Origin of the sequence: Halobacillus litoralis, from assembly GCF_009856415.1 — a bacterium.
Lineage (GTDB): Bacteria > Bacillota > Bacilli > Bacillales > Halobacillaceae > Halobacillus > Halobacillus litoralis_C.
On the sequence record NZ_WMEZ01000001.1, the window covers coordinates 1 to 18,363 of the forward strand.

Sequence of the window (18,363 nt, forward strand, 5' to 3'; positions counted from 1 at the left end):
CGTCTTCATGGATGATTACAACAACGAACGGATCAAGTCAAAACTTCGGATGAGTCCAGTTCAATACCGTGAAAAATTTGAGAAAGCAGCTTAATTACATAGTGTCCAAAAATAGGGGGTCAGTTCAAAGTCCGAGGAGGCTCACCGCGCTCCCGCGGAAAGCGAGCTATTCCCCGCAGCCCCCATCCACACAACAAAAGTCTCGAAACTGAGTCTTCAAGGATAGGGAGCTTTAGTGAAGTTAGGGGTTATGAAAATAAAAAAAGGTATAAAAAATAACCGCTTCCAGGCGGTTATTTTTTGTGGAACAAGCGGTTCCAAGGGATCATTTTCACTTCTTCCAATCGGATTAAACGAAATACGAACAACAGCACAATGTACAAAACAGAAAGCCCCATCCCCATCGTCAACAACTGAGAAAGTGGTTTACTTTCAAGAAGCCAGCTATGTTTCCATTGAAACCCTACAACTCCGATGATGCCGATTACAAGGCCAAATCTAAAGAACATCTGTAAAGGGAAATTGATGACTTTATATTTCATAAGGACCCCAAGATGCAGGAGTGTAACAACAACGACACCCACTACGATGGCAAGGGCAACTCCATGAATCCCGAATTCAGGACGAGAACTTAACCCGACAAGGACAATAAACTTGATAATGGCCCCGATCAATGTGTTCCACATGGCTGGCCGGGCAAGGTCCAAAGCTTGCAGGGTTGCTTGTAGAGGCGTCTGGATATAGTGAAGTAGAAAGAATGGCGCCATAAATTGCAGCATGAAGGAAGCCTGGCTTGTCCCATAAACAGTCATAAGGATGACAGCAGGGAAGATCATGAACACGATGGTGATCAATCCTCCAGAAGCAATGGATAATCGGATTGACTGCATGATTCGATAAGCGATGGTTTCGTTTTTTCCTTGTGCTGCAGCTTCACTGATTGAAGGGACAAGAGCGATAGAAAGGGCGTGTGTCAAAAAAGTCGGTAAAAATAGCAAGGGCAGTACATATCCTGTAAGTTCACCATATTGCTTGGTCGATTCTATAGCAGTAATTCCTGCAATAGCCAAACTTTGTGCGACAAGGATTGGTTCAAAGAAATACGTTAAGGAACCAATGAAACGACTGCCTGTTGTTGGAAGAGCAATGGTCATCAATTCGTTGAGTGTTTTTTTTCCCTCGCTGATATGTTTTTTCCAGGATTTTCGCAGGCGGAAGCTTTTGTGGACATTGAATTGTCTCAACATGTACATCAACGAAACGAATTCACCTATGACAGCAGAAACCATGGCACCGGCGGCTGCATATTCAACGCCGTAGGGATAAAGCATTTTTGTAAGGATCACGACTGAACCGATCCGGATGATTTGTTCAATAACTTGAGAAATTGCCTGGGGTTTCATGTTTTGTCTGCCTTGGAAATATCCACGAATCACAGACGATATAGCGATGATAGGGATAATGGGTGTCACAGCTAGCAATGGATATAAGGCTCTAGAATCGGTAAGGAAATAAGTAGCTACAACGGGCGCTAATAGGAACAGTCCAATGGTAAACAGAATGCTTAAGGATCCGGTAATCGCAAGAGAAACTAATAGAATACGCTTGATTTTACTTTCGTTCCGAGTTGCTTCAGCTTCTGAAACTCTCTTTGAAATGGCTACGGGAAGACCGAATTGGGTAATAGTAATGGCTAAAATCAACGTAGGCAAAGCCATCATGTAAAGCCCCACACCTTCAGGTCCCATGACGCGCGCAACGACGATCCTGTTAATGAAACCGAGTAAACGGGTGATCAGTCCAGCAGCAACCAGAATCAGTGCACCATGTAAAAAAGTTTGTTTTGACATATGATTGATCCGCCTTCTCAAAGAAATGAAATTCCGCTACAATGAAGTATATGCGTAAGGATGGACAAGGCATGACACCCGTTTACGAAAACCTTAGAGTGAGGAGCTTCCCAATGGATCAGAAAAAAGCGGTAACGAGCTGGCGAAAAGAATTGAACATTGTTTTACAAAGCAAAGTAGAAGAGTTCCACCTATTAGGCTATAACCGTGCGACCGAAGAAGAAGTGTGGGATTGTTTAATAAAAAAAGTATGGAATGGCGAACCTGAAAAGAGACTGCACCAAATGGTCCAGGATATCCTACATTTGCAGACACATACATATACGAGTTATCTGACAACAGAGGCTTATCAGAATGATGATTTGCTTGCTTCCATTGAAGCTCTGAAGGGAACTTCAGAATATGAATAAAGGAAGATGCCTTTACGGAGATCAGCTTAAAGTTTGTCCTATTGTTGCGAAAGTTTGAAAAAGTAGTAGAATAGGTACGGGGATTATCAAATATTGTCTATTAGCATTTATACATATAGTCGATGGATCATCGCATGTGATCGTACATAAAGGAGGAACAGGACAGTATGGTGAAGCGAGGGCGGATCGTCGCCTTTTTTATCGTAGTTTTATTACTTGCTGCTACGATAGGGACGACCATAACAGGAGTTACGAAAGATATTAAGTTAGGTTTAGATTTGCAGGGTGGCTTTGAAATCTTATACGATGTCGAGCCGTTAGATGAGGACCAGGAAGTGAATGAACAAGTCCTCGAAGCTACGGCCCGTTCATTGACGGAACGTGTGGATACACTGGGTATAAGTGAAACGAACATCACTATTGAAGATGGGGGAAGAATTCGAGTACAGCTTGCTGGAGTGGAAGATCAGCAAACAGCAAGAGAACTGCTCTCGACAACCGCTGAACTTTCTTTCCGGGGCACGGATGGAAAGTTGTATATGGATGGGTCCGACCTAGTTGAGGGAAGTGCTCAGCAGTCTTATCATCCAGATACGAATGAACCCGTCGTAACGCTGAAGGTTAAGAGTGCTTCAAAGTTTTATGATGTTTCAGAGGAAATTTACAACACTCCGAATGATCCAAACACACCATATCCTGACAATCTTTTAGTGATCTGGTTGGATTATACTGAAGAGACTTCCTTCGCTGAAGAGTGGGGGAAAGAAGACCCGGCTTATATTTCTGCACCAGGGTTTTCAGACGGGCCGGTTCGTAGTAATTCAGTTATGATCAGTGGAGATTTCACACAGGAATCGGCCAAACAGTTGGCAGATATTCTAAATGCTGGTTCCCTACCGGTCAATCTTGAAGAAACCTATTCAACATCTGTCGGTGCTCAATTCGGTGAGCAAGCGATGAACAAAACCATCCTAGCAGGCTTCATCGGAATTGCAGCGATCTTCTTGTTTATGATTGCGTATTACCGTTTCCCTGGGGTTATTGCAACACTTACTCTTAGTGTGTACATCTATTTGATTCTCGTTGTTTTTGAACTGATGAATGGCGTTTTGACACTGCCTGGAATCGCCGCTTTGATTCTCGGGGTGGGTATGGCCGTAGACGCCAACATCATTACGTATGAACGAATTAAGGAAGAATTGAAATCAGGCAAATCGCTCCTTTCAGCTTATAAGGCAGGAAACAAACGTTCTTTAGCAACCATTCTTGATGCGAACATAACCACGCTGATCGCAGCCACTGTTCTATTCATTTTCGGAACAAGTTCTGTCAAAGGTTTTGCGACGATGTTGATTGTCAGTATTCTCGTCAGCTTCATAACAGCTGTATATGGTACGCGTCTATTCATGAGTTTATGGGTGAAGAGCCGCTACTTGAATAAGAAGCCGAAGTGGTTTGGGGTGAAACCAGAAGATATCCATGATATTTCTGAAGGAGAAGAAGTCGAAGCAACCTTTATGAAACGTAAATTCGATTTCGTAGGACTGCGGAAACGATTCTTCACGATTTCCATCGCCCTCGTTTTGGCAGGAATTCTAGCTCTTGCTTTCTTCCGCTTGAACTTAGGGATTGACTTTACTAGTGGTTCCAGAGTGTCGATTTTGTCTGATGGGAACATCACATCAGAACAAGTGGAACAAACGATGCAAGAAGAATTTGATGTCAATCCGAAACAGGTCATCATATCCGGGGACAACAGTGAGATTGCAGTCGCCCGTTTCGATGATGAACTGAGTAAAGATAAAATCGGTGAAATTCAAAGCTACTATGAAGAAGAGTTCGGCAATACGCCGAACGTTAGTACTGTATCACCGATTGTTGGTCAAGAGCTCGCTAAAAACGCAGCCCTGGCTGTTTTATATGCATCGATCGGAATCATCATCTATGTGACGATCCGTTTTGAAATCTTCTTTGCTTTGACAGCCATTATCGCCTTGCTGCATGACGCCTTCTTTATCGTTGCGTTCTTCAGTATAACCAGGCTCGAATTTGACATTACGATCATTGCAGCTATTCTAACTATTGTTGGTTATTCGGTGAACGATACGATTGTAACCTTCGACCGAATCCGTGAGAATCTGAGGATGAAGAAGAAAGTCAAATCTTTCAAAGAGCTTGCAAAAGTCGTCAATGACAGTTTGATGCAGACGCTCGCCCGTAGTTTCAATACAGTCATTACCGTCATTTTCGCTGCTGTGATGCTGTTATTCTTCGGAGCGTCATCGATTACGAACTTCTCATTCGCTCTAGTGATTGGACTAATAGCAGGAACGTATTCGTCCCTGTTCATTGCCTCTCAACTATGGCTCATATGGCGAGGGCGTAACATTAAAGATAACCCGATCAACTACGTGAAAAAGAAAAAAACAGACGGTCCTCAAGTGTAAAACTAGAGGTGCTGGATACCAAAGACCATCCTCCAAGAGGGTGGTCTTTTTGATTATTACCGTCTATTTCAGGGTATATCAAGACTATAAAGATATCTTTATCTATTGAAGGAGTGTTGAAGTGATGAAAGGACAAAGCTATCTTATATTGGCTTTCATTTTTGCATTAGTCATTGCTATATTCGCAGTCATTAATGTAGATCCTGTTCAAGTCAATTACTTATTCGGGTCAGGTGAAGCGCCACTGATTCTTGTCATTCTTATATCTGTTCTGCTAGGTGGTTTAGCTACAGCATCCGTCGGCGCTTTACGTTATTACAAGTTGAAAAGAGAAAACAGCCGGTTGAAGTCTGAGACATCTGCCTCCACTGACCGTATCACGGATAAAAATAGTAACGGTCCTGATGAAAAAGAAAGAGCGCCTGAAGAGGAAAGTTCTTCATCAAAAGTCACATAATTGCGTTTGCTACCCCTGGTCCGCTCTTGTATAATAGATGGGTCAGGGGTGAACTTATGATACAAAGCAAGATGAAATGGAAATTTACATATAGAAATCCGGAAGAGAATTCGGCAGGCCTTCCAGGTGTTACTCCGCTTACCCAACAGCTTCTTGAAAAAAGAGGGATTCATGATGCGGAAGCGGCGGACCGTTTTTTAAGGCCTTCGATTGATCAGCTTCACGACCCAATGCTCATGGAGGGGATGGATCGTGCCGTGGCTCGGGTGAAGGAAGCCATTGCTTCCGACCAGTCCATTCTGGTATTCGGTGACTACGATGCAGACGGAGTTACATCTACCTCCGTCATGGTCGAAGCGCTCAGAAAAGCTGGCGCGGACTGCGACTTTTACATTCCTAACCGCTTCACGGAAGGATACGGACCTAATAAAGAGGCTTTCCAATTTGCCTATGATTCCGGTTATGCTCTGATCATTACGGTAGATACAGGGATAGCTGCTATGGAAGAAGCGACTTTTGCGAAGGAGCTGGGCATTGACTTGATTATTACGGACCACCACGAAGTCCAGGAGGTGCTGCCGGATGCGTATGCAATCATCCATCCAAAGACCTCGGCCGATTACCCATTTCAGGAATTAGCTGGTGTCGGTGTGGCTTTTAAATTTGCTCACGCTCTTTTAGGTCGTTTTCCAAAAGAATTTCTTGACCTTGCTGTGATTGGGACAATTGCAGACCTTGTCCCTTTGAAGGGGGAAAACAGAGTCCTTGCTTCCATTGGTCTGCAGGCAATCTCTCACTCGACCCGCCCCGGGATTCAGGCGTTGAGAAAAGTTTGCAGTATTGAGGGAGATATGAATGAAGAGACGATCGGTTTTACGATTGGGCCTCGTCTCAATGCTGTAGGGCGACTGCAAGACGCAACTCCTGCGGTCGATTTATTGCTCTCAGAAGATTTGGAAGAAGCTGACCAAATCGCTACCTTCATCAATCAGTTGAACCAGGAAAGGCAGAAAATCGTTGCGGCGATCGCAAAAGAAGCCGAAGAAATGGTTTCTGTTGAAAATGGGGAAGCTGAGAATGTGATTGTAGTTGCTAAGGAAGGCTGGAACCCAGGCGTGCTCGGCATCGTAGCATCCAAGCTCGTCCGTCAATTTGACCGTCCGGCGATTGTCCTCGCCATTGATGAAGAAAAAGGGGAAGCGAAAGGTTCAGCACGAAGTATTGATGCTTTCGATTTATTCTCGAACTGTATGGAAATAAGGCCTCGTTTTATACACTTCGGTGGTCATGCCCAAGCGGCGGGTATGACACTGGCCATTGACCAAATTGATGATTTGCGAAGCGATTTAATTTCCTTAGCCGAGGAAAAACTATCCGATGACGACTATCAACAAGTCCTTGATATTGAAACCACGGTTGAATTGGAAGACATATCGCTGAAACAAATCGAAGAAGTCAACCAACTCCGTCCATTTGGAATGGGGAACCCGAAACCGTTGTTTCATCTTAATCATACCCCGAAAGAAGTACGGTTGATCGGAAGTAAAAAAAATCATCTGAAATTCCAATTTCAAAGTCAGCAGTCCCGTTTGGATGGAATTGCATTCGGGATGGGGGACCTTTATCAGCAGATATCCCCTCAAGCAGCATTGGACGTTGTAGGAGAACTTGGGATTAATGAATGGAACGGACGCAAAAACTTACAAGTGATGATCAAGGACCTCCGTGTAAAAGAATGGCAGCTATTTGATCACAGAGGTTCTAAACATATAGAGAAGAACTTGATCATTCCACCGAATCAAACGTTTGCAGCTGTCAGCTTTCAAGGGGAAGAACAAGCCCCATGTGATGTTCCTGTCATCCAGGCAGAGACAGTGGAGCACGGGGATTCCTATGATGGTCTTCTGATTATCGATCTTCCTAAACGCATGTCGGATATGACCAAGCTTTTATCTAAACTGGAAACTCGTAAAGTTTATGTCTGTTATCATATACAGGAGAGTACTTTTCTAAAAACATGGCCTTCAAGGGACCACTTCAAATGGTTTTATGGTATGCTATTGAAGCGTGGTCGGTTCAACCTTCATGAAGAAGCAGATCTACTTGCCAATCGTAAAGGATGGGACAAGTCCATGGTGGAATTTATTTCTGAGGTGTTTTTTGAACTCGACTTTGTTAGAATAAAAGACGGGATTATTACAGCGGAATCCGAACCTTCTCAAAAAGATTTGCGGGAATCTTCGCTTTATCTTCAACGGGAGGAACAGCTGAAAATTGAACGTACCTTATATTATTCCACATATAAAGAATTGAAGAGTTGGTTTGACCAATATATGAACCAGCGTTTTAAGCAAGTCAAGGAGGAAGTAACGAATGGATTATAAAGAGCATATTGCAATCGTTGAAGATTGGCCGAAAGAAGGTGTCCAATTTAAGGACATCACTCCATTGATGGACAATGGCCCGGCATTCAAAGCAGCGGTTGATGAAATTGTAGAATACGCAAAAGACAAAGAAATCGATATTGTAGTAGGACCGGAAGCACGTGGATTCATCGTTGGATGCCCTGTCTCTTATGCATTGGAAATCGGCTTTGCACCTGTGCGTAAAGAAGGAAAGCTTCCACGCGAAACAATTAAAGTGGATTATGGTCTCGAATACGGAAAAGACGTATTGACCATTCATAAAGACGCAATTAAGCAAGGTCAACGAGTGCTGATTGTCGACGACCTTCTTGCGACTGGTGGTACAATTGAAGCGACCATCGACCTTGTCGAGCAGTTAGGCGGGGAAGTAGCTGGGTGTGCGTTCCTGATCGAACTCACATACTTAGATGGCCGCAGCAAATTGGACGGACATGACGTCCTTACTTTAATGCAATATTAATGGAAAGAGTGCCCTTTTCAGGGGCGCTCTTTGTTTTACAATTGATGATCGGGCTTTTCCCTTTACAAGAAGAGTCCTTTTTTTGATAATGTTAATCAAATATATTTTGAAAGTTCTAAAGAAACTAGGGTGATTGAATGGCGAAAGATACAGTTCTAACTGCGGAAGAAGTCATAGAACAAGCGAGTCAGTATTTGAACGAGTCAGATCTGGCGTTTATTCGTCGTGCTTATGAATTTGCTGAAAAGGCTCATAGCAACCAGTTCCGAAAGTCAGGAGAGCCTTACATCATCCATCCCATTCAAGTAGCAGGTATTCTTGTAAATTTAGAGATGGATCCTGAAACGATCGCAGGCGGTTTTCTTCATGATGTCGTAGAGGATACAGATGTGTCCCTTAAAGAAATTGAGGAAGCCTTCAATGAAGAAGTTTCGATGCTGGTTGATGGCGTTACGAAATTAGGTAAAATCAAATATAAATCCAAAGAAGCCCAGCAGGCGGAAAACCACAGGAAAATGTTTGTCGCTATGGCGAAAGACATGCGCGTCATTTTAATTAAGCTTGCGGACAGACTACACAACATGCGCACGTTAAAGCATCTTCCAGCTGAAAAACAACGCCGGATTTCAAATGAAACGCTGGAGATCTTTGCACCTCTGGCTCACCGGCTTGGTATTTCTACAATTAAATGGGAGCTTGAAGATACCGCCCTTCGGTATTTGAATCCTCAGCAATACTACAGGATTGTTCATTTGATGAAGCAGAAGAGGAATGAACGGGAGCATTATATTGAGGAAGTCATTGATGAAATCCGAGGTCAATTAAAGGAAGTCAACATTGATGCGGATCTATTTGGACGGCCGAAGCACCTATATAGCATCTACCGGAAGATGGTTCTTCAGAATAAACAGTTCAACGAAATTTATGACTTGTTAGCCGTTAGAATTACAGTCAATAGTATCAAAGATTGTTATGCCGTACTCGGTATCATACACACGTGTTGGAAACCGATGCCTGGCCGTTTTAAAGATTATATAGCCATGCCGAAACCTAACCTATATCAATCTCTGCATACAACAGTAATCGGACCAAAGGGAGACCCTCTTGAAGTCCAGATTCGTACACACGAAATGCATGAAATTGCAGAGTATGGAATCGCAGCACACTGGGCTTATAAAGAAGGAAGGCAGACCTCAGCTGAACAATCGTTTGAAGAGAAGCTTACATGGTTCCGTGAAATTCTTGAATGGCAAAGTGAAACGCATGATGCTGAAGAATTCATGGAATCCCTTAAAGTGGATTTATTTTCAGACATGGTCTATGTCTTCACACCAAAAGGAGACGTGATTGAGCTTCCATCTGGTTCAGTGCCCGTAGATTTCGCCTATCGAATTCATACGGAAGTTGGAAATCAAACCATTGGCGCAAAAGTGAATGGCAAAATGGAACCTTTGGATTATGAATTGAAGACCGGGGACATTGTCGATATCATGACGTCTAAGCATGCGTATGGACCTTCCAAAGACTGGATTAAGCTCGCTCAGACATCACAGGCGAAAAATAAGATTAAACAATTTTTCAAGAAACAGCAAAAAGATGAGAATATATCTAAAGGGAAAGAGCTTGTCGAGCGCGAAATTCGCAACTTCGGTATTCAACCGAAAGATGTGTACACGACAGATAACTTGAACCGTGTATCGGAAAAGTTCAATTTCGCAAACGAAGAAGACATGTTCGCTGCTGTCGGTTATCAGGGAATTACAGCCGCTCAAATTGCTACTCGATTAACAGAGAAAATCAGGAAGCAGAAGCAGCAAGAACAAGACCTTGAGCAGACACTTGCTGATGTAAATACTACGGAAATCAAAACTCCTGCAAAAACAGGTAAGAAGGATTCTGGAGTACGAGTGGAAGGGGTGGACAATCTTCTTGTCCGTCTATCCAAATGCTGTAACCCAGTACCTGGCGATGAAATTGTCGGTTATATCACAAAAGGACGTGGAGTCTCTGTTCACAGAAGCGACTGCCCTAATGTCCATACAGAAGAAGCTCAGACACGTCTATTACCTGTGAAATGGGAAACTTCAGTCACAGATTCCAAGCAGTATCATGTGGATCTTGAAATATGGGGTTATGATCGACGTGGACTGCTTAACGAAGTGCTACAAGCCGTCAATGAAACGAAAACGAACATTACCGCCGTATCTGGAAAGTCAGACCGTAATAAAATGGCGACCATTCATATTACCATTTTAATACAGAACACAAGCCATTTACGGAAGATTGTCGAACGGATCAAACAAATTCAAGAAGTGTACACGGTTCGTCGTGTCATGCAATAGAAGTGTAAAGGGGAATCTACGATGAAAGCAGTGGTTCAAAGAGCTGTAAATGCCTCTGTCACCGTTGAGGAAAACGCCGTAGGTACCATAGATCGGGGCCTTGTCGTTTTATTAGGTGTGACTCATGAGGATACAGAGGAAGATGCACGGTATTTAGCTAAAAAGATTCCATACTTGCGGATTTTTGAAGATGAAGATGGAAAAATGAATCATTCACTGGTCGATTTAGGCGGCCAAATGCTATCTATTTCTCAATTCACATTATACGGGGACTGCAGGAAAGGGCGCCGTCCCAACTTCATGCATGCAGCGAAGCCTGATCAAGCGGAAGAGTTGTATGAATCCTTTAATCAGATGGTGGAACATGAAGGTGTTAAAGTGGAAACAGGACAATTTGGTGCCATGATGGACGTTCAACTGACCAATTCAGGACCTGTCACATTAATTATCGACAGTAAAGAACGATAAGAAAAGCTGTACTCGATATCGAGTACAGCTTTTTTATTTGGCACCGTCGAATTTTTAATGAATCTTACATACTAGTTGAAGTAATTGATCAAGCCTTCGGTGATTCCTTGACTGGCTTTCATTTGATAAGAACGCGTTTTGACCGTTTGTTCTTCTCTAGCATCAGATAGGAAACCAAGTTCTAATAGAACAGAAGGCTTATTATTTTCCCTGATGACATGGAAGTTACCTTTTTTCGTACCTCGATCTCGCAATCCTGTATGTGCAACCATGGATGTCTGTATAGGATCCGCGAGTGCTTTGTCTTTTGGAGAGTAATAGTAACTATTAAGTCCTCTAGCAATAACACTGAGTGGTGCCGCATTGTAATGCAGACTGATGAAAGCATCGGCATTGGAACGGTTTGCATGGAAGGAACGGATGGAAAGCGAGATGTACTGATCTTTTGTCCTGGTCATCAGCACTTTGGCTCCTTTGCTTTCCAGCTGGCTTTGAAGAAGAAAAGCCGTATCCAGCGTTAATGTTTTTTCGTAGCTTCCACTTCTACCAACTGCCCCGGGGTCGCGTCCTCCGTGACCAGCATCGATCATTATCGTTTTTCCTTTGAGGGAATTTGAAGTTGCCGGTGTTGTGGCAACACTTTCCTTATTCACCTCTTCGACAATCCACCCAGCAACGTATGCTGTTTTCCTGTCATATGAGATCTTGTACCATTGTCCTTCTTTGCTTAATACTTCAAATCGGTCGCCTTTATGCCCACGACCAATGATTTTGTAATTGGTGGATGGACCTGATCTTAGATTCGTGCCGTTATAGTTCAAAGATACATAGGTGTTTTTCGAAGTAGGAGTGTTCGTTTGATCGTTGTCTGTTTCATTTACAAGCCAACCAGCTACCCAACCTGTCTTTCCGCTGCTGTATTTAATTTGATACCAGCGGTCTTTCTTCGCTATGTATTCATATGTTTCACCTTTACGTATTCTTGTGAGGATGCGACCTCGCGTCGAGTTTTCACTCCTGACATTTAGAACGGTTGTTCCAACTTCCACTTTTCCTTTGACGGTAGAGGGTTGATCCTCATCTGATTTCTCTTCATTGGGAGGTTCATGAGTGTCTCTATTTTCTTTTGTCAGATAGTCCCCATGGACCCAGCCTTTCGTATTTCCTTTTTTTACATAGACCCACTTCCCATCCGTCTTGGTTGGCTCTATGGCATCGCCCTTCATCAAATAGCCTTCGATTTTCCCATCCAGATTCGGAGCGGATCGAATTCTGAGATAATCATACTTGGAATAATGGCGGCCGCTGGATGTTTGCTCGGCTTTGACTTTTGTCAGCCATTTGGCAACCCAGCCGTCTGTCCCTCTCCGCTTGATTTTGAGCCAATCTTCTTTCTCTTGTAAAATTGTGTACGTTTCCCCTGTATGTACCTTGCCGATACGGTCGTAATTCGTTCCAGGTCCGGTTCTTACATTCAAGTGATCGACCTGGATCACCGCTTTGTCGGCATACACGGGGGGAGTTTCATAAAAAGTAAGAACTCCCAGAATAAAAATGAAGAAAATTATGCCTTTTTTCAAAAAATATTCCACCTCCTCAACAGTCTCCTTTCACTATTCGACAAATGCTGTAAATATCCTTCTCCATAGGAAAAAGATTGATCTTATTAATTTGTGGCCATAAACTTGACATAAGGTTGACAGAGATTATATGATTATAATCAATTCTAAAATGATTCGAACAAAACCATTGAGGAAAAAAGTAGTCAGTTTCCATGCGGACAGAGAACGAATGCCTTAGGCTGAAAGCATTCGATCGTTATATTCTGATGAAAGACGTTTCTTAGGTTCTACATCGAAATGAGAGTAGGTGTAGACGTACACAGGCGTTAACTGTTTTGAGTGGAGGCTCTCACAGCCTCAAATCAGGGTGGCAACGCGGGTAATCCCGTCCCTTTTTCGCAAGCGCGGAAAAGGGACGGGATTTTTTGTGGTAAAAAATGGTTTATTTCGTTAGGAGGAGTTAGAAATGAGTATGAATGCCCCTCGTGGTACGCAGGATATTCTGCCTGGCACATCTGAAAAATGGCAGTATGTAGAAGAACAATTAGCTGACCTATGCCGTCGCTATCATTATAAAGAAATCAGAACGCCGATTTTTGAACATACCGAGCTTTTCCAACGAGGTGTCGGGGATAGTACTGACATCGTCCAAAAAGAAATGTACACGTTTGAAGATCGAGGAGGAAGAAGCATCACCTTGAGACCAGAGGGAACAGCTTCTGTCGTTCGTTCATATGTACAGAATAAAGTCTATGGTTTACCGAACCAGCCGACCAAATACTTCTACATGGGGCCTATGTTCCGATATGAGCGACCTCAACAGGGAAGAATGAGGCAGTTTGTGCAGTTTGGTATCGAAGCCTTAGGCAGTGACGATCCAGCTATTGATGCAGAGGTACTTTCACTTGCTTTAAACTCTTACAGAGAACTAGGGCTGAAATCATTGAAACTAGTCGTGAACAGTCTTGGTGACCAAGAGAGCAGGGAGGCCCACCGAGCAGCTTTGGTCCGTCACTTCGATCCACACCGTGAGGAACTTTGTGCGGATTGTCAAGTGAGGCTTGATCAAAATCCACTAAGAGTCCTGGATTGTAAAAAAGACCGTGAACATCCGGCAATGGAAACAGCTCCTTCCATTCTTGAATACTTGAATGATTATTCAAAAGATTATTTTGAACAGGTCAAACAATACTTGGATGTGATGGACATTGAATATGTCGTCGATCCAAACCTCGTACGTGGACTCGATTATTACAACCACACCGCTTTTGAAATTATGAGTGAGGCAGAAGGCTTCGGTGCCATCACCACATTGAGCGGCGGTGGTCGTTATACAGGATTAGTTCAGGAAGTGGGCGGTCCTGAAACATCTGGAATCGGCTTTGCTATGAGTATTGAGCGCTTGTTGATGGCTTTAGAAGCAGAAAATGTTGAACTCCCTACGGATGAGGGATTAGATGTATTCTTTGTTTCCCTAGGTGATGAAGCGAATCGTACAGCTGTAAAGCTAACAGACGAATTACGCCGTGCTGGCATTCAAGTGGACAAAGATTACTTAGGAAAGAAAATGAAAGCCCAGTTTAAAGCAGCTGATCGTCTTGGAAGTAAATTTGTACTTGTCCTTGGTGATCAGGAACTTGAGAATGGGGTCATTAACGTGAAAAACATGGCATCAGGAGAGCAACAAGAGGTGGCTCTTGATGGAATCATTGAACATATGCAGAAAGAACTGACAGGAGGCAAATAAGATGGAAAGAACAAAATGCGGATCTTTGCGCAGAGAACATCTGGAACAGGAAGTCACCCTTAAGGGATGGGTACAAAAACGCCGTGATCTAGGTGGTTTGATTTTTATTGATTTAAGAGACCGTTCAGGCTTAGTTCAGGTCGTTTTCAATCCTGAGACTTCTGGGGAAGCTTTGGAGAAAGCTGAGAATGTTCGCAGTGAATATGTCCTTGAAGTTAAGGGGACTGTGGTTGCCCGCGACGCTCAAACCGTCAATAGCAACCTAGGCACGGGCGAGATTGAAGTAGCTGCAAAGGAATTGACGATCCTTAACAAAGCGAAGACGCCACCGTTCATGATTGAAGATCAATCCGAGGTATCCGAAGACCTTCGTCTGAAATACCGTTACCTGGATTTGAGAAGAAAGGAAATGCAGGAGACGTTTAAAATGCGTCACCAAACGACCCAGTCGATTCGCAATTTCTTAAATGGAGAAGAATTTCTGGATATGGAAACCCCGATGCTGACGAAGAGTACACCAGAAGGCGCACGTGACTATCTTGTTCCGAGCCGGGTTCATGAAGGTGAATTCTATGCACTGCCTCAATCTCCTCAGCTTTTCAAGCAGCTGTTGATGATGTCAGGATTCGAGAAGTATTACCAGATTGTCCGTTGTTTCAGAGATGAAGACTTGCGCGCTGACCGTCAGCCTGAATTTACACAGGTCGATATTGAGACATCATTCATGACAAAAGAAGATATCATGGCAATGACAGAGCGGATGATGAAGCGCGTCATGAAAGAAGTGAAAGGCAAGGAAATCGAAACTCCGTTCCTTCGTATGCCATATGATGAGGCGATGGAACGTTACGGGTCAGATAAGCCTGACACCCGCTTCGGTCTTGAGCTAGTGAATCTTTCTGAAGATGTGAAGGATTCCGGTTTTAAGGTCTTCAGTGGAGCGGTTTCTTCCGGCGGCCAAGTTAGTGCCATTAACGTGGAAGGGAAAGCCGACGAATTTTCCCGCAAAGATATTGATAAAATGACAGAAGATGTCAAAGTTTATGGAGCCAAGGGATTGGCATGGTTAAAAGTGAAAGATGGGGAGTTCAATGGACCGATTGCGAAATTCTTCTCTGAAGAAGAGGCGGCATCGATTAAAGAAAAAGTGGCTGCAAAAGATGGGGACCTTCTTCTCTTTGTAGCGGATCAGACCTCCGTTGTTCATGATAGTCTAGGAGCTTTACGTCAAAAGCTTGCCCGTCGTTTAGACTTGATAGATGAGTCCAAGTTCAACTTCCTATGGGTTACCGACTGGCCGTTATTCGAGTATGATGAAGATGAAGGCCGATATCATGCGGCACACCACCCGTTTACGATGCCTGCAGGCGGACGTATGGATGAACTGAAGAAAAATCCAAAAGACGTCCGTGCAGAAGCCTATGACATCGTTCTCAATGGTTATGAACTTGGCGGAGGTTCCTTGCGTATTTTCGAAAAAGAAATGCAGCAGGAAATGTTCGAAGTCCTTGGCTTCAGCCAGGAAGAAGCGAATGAACAGTTTGGATTCCTTCTTGAAGCACTAGAATACGGTACGCCGCCACACGGAGGCATTGCCTTTGGACTGGACAGGCTCGTCATGCTTTTAGCCGGCCGTACAAACTTGCGTGACACGATCTTGTTCCCGAAAACAGCATCAGCACAAGACCCGATGACAAACGCTCCGGGACCTGTCAGTGATGCTCAATTGGATGAACTTCACCTTCAGTTGAAGCCATCTAGTCAGTCTGACTCAGTTGAATAAATGTCTCGCTTAATTGTTGATTCTGTTATGGTTATATGCTAAGATTACATTACAAAATTAAAAAGACCAATCCTGATGTGTACGTTGTTCGAATGTACGTTTTGACCGAACATTTTTGAAACGGGAGCCTGGTGTTTCCACATGGAATGCATGCCTCATAACCATCACTGATGGGAGGACGCAAGAAATGTGGAACAGGGCACCCACCTGCCTAGAGCGGGTTCAAAACTCATGATACGACGGCACAATTGGGATTGGTTTTTTTAATTGTTCTTTACTTAAAAATGAATGATTAAAAATTGAACAAAAAAGGCGTTTCCCGCTTAGGGAAACGCTTTTTTTAATGGGCTATGAAATGATAAGACACCCACCTGTGTGCTAGTTAGCGTGCAAGGTTCTCGAGATTTCCGTTTTTCTCCATGCGAAACTGAGGCTTGTAAGCATGATCAGAGTCATCAAACATGACCATTTTTCTAGCACGGTCCATAATTTGAATCAAAGCCTGGTAATCTTCTGTCATGGCTTCGAGCTGACCATTTAATTGCTGATTTTGTTCGACTAACTCTTTATTTTGACGCTCTAGTTCCGATAGGCGGTTTTGTAGAGAACCGGAATTTGTACTCTCTTGTTTTAGGTTGTTCAAGAAAGAAATGACGTCTTCTAAGCCGAGTTCTTGATGAGCCCGCTTTTCCTCATGGATTTCTGCGGTAACCGGCTCAGGAAGTAAGTAATCTTCTTCCTCTATTTCTGCTTGATAAACAACAGGCGCCTGAGGTCTCTGATAGACAGGTTGCTGCTTCGCTTCTTTACGTTTTTTCTCTTTTCGTTGTTTCTTGGCAAGCTCAACGGCCTGTTCATATTTTTGGCGGACTTCTGCGTTCCATCTAAACCCACAGGCCGCGGAAGTACGGTTCAAAATATCACCGACTTCATCAAAAGCTTTCAATTGTGTGCTACCTTCCCGTATATGTCTCAGAACGGTTTCAGCTAATAATAGATCATCTTCATGAGACCAGGCATCTTGTCTTACTTTAGGCATATTCACCACTCCTAATTTTATCTTTAAAGATAATAGTTTGTCAGATTTAGTAGTAGTGTAGCCAAGAAGAAGTGGAAATATACTCAAGTAGACTTTTGCTTTTTGATTTTGCTATAAACCTGTTCAAGGGCTTGTTCGAATTTACCTGTCCGTTTCGGTTGATAGTATTGGCGTGATTGTATGAGGTCAGGGAGGTATTGCTGGTCCACCCATGCATTCTCATAATTATGAGGATACTTGTAATCGATCCCTCTTCCTAGCTTTTCTGCACCTTTGTAATGAGAGTCTTTTAAATGTTGAGGAACTTCTCCGCTTTTTCCATTTCTAATATCAGATAGAGCCGCATCCAGGGCTTTGTACGCACTGTTGGATTTCGGGGAGAGAGCAAGCTCCGTCACAGCTACTGCTAATGGAATGCGGGCCTCAGGAAATCCGATTCTCTCAGCTGCTTCCACGGCAGAAAGAGCTCTAGGACCTGCTTGAGGATTGGCGAGACCAATATCTTCATATGCAATGACTACTAATCTTCTAGCGATGCTATCAAGGTCCCCAGCTTCGATCAGTCGGCCTAAATAATGAAGGGAAGCGTCCACATCACTGCCGCGAATCGATTTTTGAAAGGCTGAGAGGACATCATAATGAGCATCTCCATCTTTATCATGTGAAAAGCTTTTTTTCTGCATACATTCCTCTGCCACCTCTAGGTTGATGTCCACAATCCCATTTTCATCCGCAGGTGTAGAAAAAGCGGCTAGTTCCAACCCGTTCAAGGCGGCGCGCAGATCTCCATTGGAAGATTGAGCAAAGTGGTTAAGAGCTTCGTCAGTCATTTGGATGTTCATGTGACCAAGACCCTTTTCACGATCTTCCAACGCTCTGTGAACCGCCTGTTTGATGTGATCGTCATCTAACCTGTACAGCTCAAATAAATGACAACGGCTACGAATCGCCGGATTTATAGAATGGTATGGGTTACTTGTCGTACAACCAATCATGGTTAAACGATTGCTTTCCAGATGTGGGAGAAGGAAATCCTGCTTTGCTTTATCCAGACGGTGGACCTCGTCAAGGATTAAAACAAGCTGCCCGTGCATCTTCGCTTCTTCCACAGCTATTTCCATATCTTTTTTCTTATCCGTTACCGCATTCAACGTCTTATGAGGGATATTCAAGCTTTTGGCAAGTGCGGTTGCCATCGAAGTTTTCCCTGTCCCAGGTGGCCCGAATAAAATCATCGATGCCAGGCGTTCAGCCTTGATCATACGGTTGATGGTTTTTCCTTCGGCAACGAGATGGGACTGTCCGATAATTTCATTTATATTAGCTGGGCGCAATCGAAAAGCAAGTGGCTGCTGACTCATAGAACATTCTC

At 43.6% G+C, this 18,363-nt stretch carries 14 protein-coding genes, 1 other RNA gene and 1 other annotated feature; of the genes, 11 read left to right on the forward strand and 4 right to left on the reverse strand.

The features are described from left to right. Positions 1 to 7: 7 nt before the first annotated feature. Positions 8 to 94, forward strand: a complete 87-nt coding sequence (locus GLV98_RS20365) for an IS3 family transposase (RefSeq protein ID WP_423784998.1) — start codon at positions 8 to 10, stop codon at positions 92 to 94. 199 nt (positions 95 to 293) lie between these two features. On the opposite strand, the gene spoVB is transcribed toward GLV98_RS20365, so the two are convergent. Next, positions 294 to 1,850 carry a stage V sporulation protein B gene (gene spoVB, locus GLV98_RS00010; RefSeq protein ID WP_160910848.1) on the reverse strand — a complete coding sequence of 519 codons (1,557 nt, stop codon included), beginning with the start codon at positions 1,848 to 1,850 and terminating at the stop codon, positions 294 to 296. 113 nt (positions 1,851 to 1,963) lie between these two features. On the opposite strand from spoVB, the gene GLV98_RS00015 reads away from it, so the two are divergent. The 7 genes from GLV98_RS00015 (at position 1,964) to dtd (ending at position 10,860) form a co-directional block, all read left to right on the forward strand. Further along, on the forward strand, positions 1,964 to 2,260 hold the full coding sequence (locus GLV98_RS00015) for a post-transcriptional regulator (protein ID WP_160910850.1): 297 nt from the start codon (positions 1,964 to 1,966) through the stop codon (positions 2,258 to 2,260). Between the two features lie 167 nt (positions 2,261 to 2,427). After that, positions 2,428 to 4,707 (forward strand): protein translocase subunit SecDF, encoded by a 2,280-nt coding sequence (gene secDF, locus GLV98_RS00020; RefSeq protein WP_160910852.1) that lies wholly within the window; start codon positions 2,428 to 2,430, stop codon positions 4,705 to 4,707. Between the two features lie 124 nt (positions 4,708 to 4,831). Then, the gene (locus tag GLV98_RS00025) at positions 4,832 to 5,164 is read left to right on the forward strand and encodes a LapA family protein (RefSeq protein WP_160912882.1); all 333 of its coding nucleotides are present in this window, start codon (positions 4,832 to 4,834) and stop codon (positions 5,162 to 5,164) included. 56 nt (positions 5,165 to 5,220) lie between these two features. After that, positions 5,221 to 7,548, forward strand: a complete 2,328-nt coding sequence (gene recJ / locus GLV98_RS00030; protein WP_160910854.1) for a single-stranded-DNA-specific exonuclease RecJ — start codon at positions 5,221 to 5,223, stop codon at positions 7,546 to 7,548. Continuing rightward, complete coding sequence (locus tag GLV98_RS00035; protein WP_160910856.1) at positions 7,538 to 8,050, forward strand: adenine phosphoribosyltransferase; 513 nt, start codon at positions 7,538 to 7,540, stop codon at positions 8,048 to 8,050. Before recJ ends, GLV98_RS00035 begins: the two co-directional genes overlap by 11 nt. 137 nt (positions 8,051 to 8,187) lie before the next feature. Continuing rightward, on the forward strand, positions 8,188 to 10,392 hold the full coding sequence (locus GLV98_RS00040; RefSeq protein ID WP_160910858.1) for a RelA/SpoT family protein: 2,205 nt from the start codon (positions 8,188 to 8,190) through the stop codon (positions 10,390 to 10,392). Positions 10,393 to 10,413: 21 nt separating this feature from the next. Continuing rightward, positions 10,414 to 10,860 (forward strand): D-aminoacyl-tRNA deacylase, encoded by a 447-nt coding sequence (gene dtd / locus GLV98_RS00045; RefSeq protein WP_160910860.1) that lies wholly within the window; start codon positions 10,414 to 10,416, stop codon positions 10,858 to 10,860. Positions 10,861 to 10,931: 71 nt separating this feature from the next. On the opposite strand, the gene GLV98_RS00050 is transcribed toward dtd, so the two are convergent. Then, the gene (locus GLV98_RS00050) at positions 10,932 to 12,440 is read right to left on the reverse strand and encodes an SH3 domain-containing protein (RefSeq protein WP_160910862.1); all 1,509 of its coding nucleotides are present in this window, start codon (positions 12,438 to 12,440) and stop codon (positions 10,932 to 10,934) included. Between the two features lie 160 nt (positions 12,441 to 12,600). Beyond that, positions 12,601 to 12,818: a binding site (T-box leader), on the forward strand. 70 nt (positions 12,819 to 12,888) lie between these two features. Between GLV98_RS00050 and hisS the strand changes: the two genes are divergently transcribed. The 3 genes from hisS to ssrS all read left to right on the forward strand — a co-directional run bounded on the left by hisS (position 12,889) and on the right by ssrS (position 16,211). After that, positions 12,889 to 14,169, forward strand: a complete 1,281-nt coding sequence (hisS, locus tag GLV98_RS00055; protein WP_160910864.1) for a histidine--tRNA ligase — start codon at positions 12,889 to 12,891, stop codon at positions 14,167 to 14,169. 1 nt (position 14,170) lies between these two features. Next, entirely contained in the window at positions 14,171 to 15,952 is a 1,782-nt protein-coding gene (gene aspS / locus GLV98_RS00060) for an aspartate--tRNA ligase (protein ID WP_160910866.1), read from the forward strand. A 66-nt stretch (positions 15,953 to 16,018) separates the two neighbouring features. Continuing rightward, positions 16,019 to 16,211, forward strand: a non-coding RNA gene (gene ssrS / locus GLV98_RS00065) — 6S RNA. Between the two features lie 123 nt (positions 16,212 to 16,334). Here ssrS and GLV98_RS00070 read toward each other — a convergent pair. Next, positions 16,335 to 16,991 (reverse strand): RsfA family transcriptional regulator, encoded by a 657-nt coding sequence (locus GLV98_RS00070; RefSeq protein WP_160910868.1) that lies wholly within the window; start codon positions 16,989 to 16,991, stop codon positions 16,335 to 16,337. Positions 16,992 to 17,074: 83 nt separating this feature from the next. After that, the gene (locus GLV98_RS00075) at positions 17,075 to 18,352 is read right to left on the reverse strand and encodes a replication-associated recombination protein A (RefSeq protein ID WP_160910871.1); all 1,278 of its coding nucleotides are present in this window, start codon (positions 18,350 to 18,352) and stop codon (positions 17,075 to 17,077) included. Between the last annotated feature and the right edge of the window lie 11 nt (positions 18,353 to 18,363).

What these genes read in the sequence shown, in the direction of transcription:
- GLV98_RS00070 (WP_160910868.1), bottom strand. Translation starts at nt 16,991, where the DNA reads ATGCCTAAAGTAAGACAAGATGCCTGGTCTCATGAAGATGATCTATTA.
- GLV98_RS20365 (WP_423784998.1), top strand. Translation starts at nt 8, where the DNA reads ATGGATGATTACAACAACGAACGGATCAAGTCAAAACTTCGGATGAGT.
- GLV98_RS00025 (WP_160912882.1), top strand. Translation starts at nt 4,832, where the DNA reads ATGAAAGGACAAAGCTATCTTATATTGGCTTTCATTTTTGCATTAGTC.
- secDF (WP_160910852.1), top strand. Translation starts at nt 2,428, where the DNA reads ATGGTGAAGCGAGGGCGGATCGTCGCCTTTTTTATCGTAGTTTTATTA.
- GLV98_RS00035 (WP_160910856.1), top strand. Translation starts at nt 7,538, where the DNA reads ATGGATTATAAAGAGCATATTGCAATCGTTGAAGATTGGCCGAAAGAA.
- hisS (WP_160910864.1), top strand. Translation starts at nt 12,889, where the DNA reads ATGAGTATGAATGCCCCTCGTGGTACGCAGGATATTCTGCCTGGCACA.
- spoVB (WP_160910848.1), bottom strand. Translation starts at nt 1,850, where the DNA reads ATGTCAAAACAAACTTTTTTACATGGTGCACTGATTCTGGTTGCTGCT.
- aspS (WP_160910866.1), top strand. Translation starts at nt 14,171, where the DNA reads ATGGAAAGAACAAAATGCGGATCTTTGCGCAGAGAACATCTGGAACAG.
- GLV98_RS00015 (WP_160910850.1), top strand. Translation starts at nt 1,964, where the DNA reads ATGGATCAGAAAAAAGCGGTAACGAGCTGGCGAAAAGAATTGAACATT.
- recJ (WP_160910854.1), top strand. Translation starts at nt 5,221, where the DNA reads ATGATACAAAGCAAGATGAAATGGAAATTTACATATAGAAATCCGGAA.
- GLV98_RS00075 (WP_160910871.1), bottom strand. Translation starts at nt 18,352, where the DNA reads ATGAGTCAGCAGCCACTTGCTTTTCGATTGCGCCCAGCTAATATAAAT.
- dtd (WP_160910860.1), top strand. Translation starts at nt 10,414, where the DNA reads ATGAAAGCAGTGGTTCAAAGAGCTGTAAATGCCTCTGTCACCGTTGAG.
- GLV98_RS00040 (WP_160910858.1), top strand. Translation starts at nt 8,188, where the DNA reads ATGGCGAAAGATACAGTTCTAACTGCGGAAGAAGTCATAGAACAAGCG.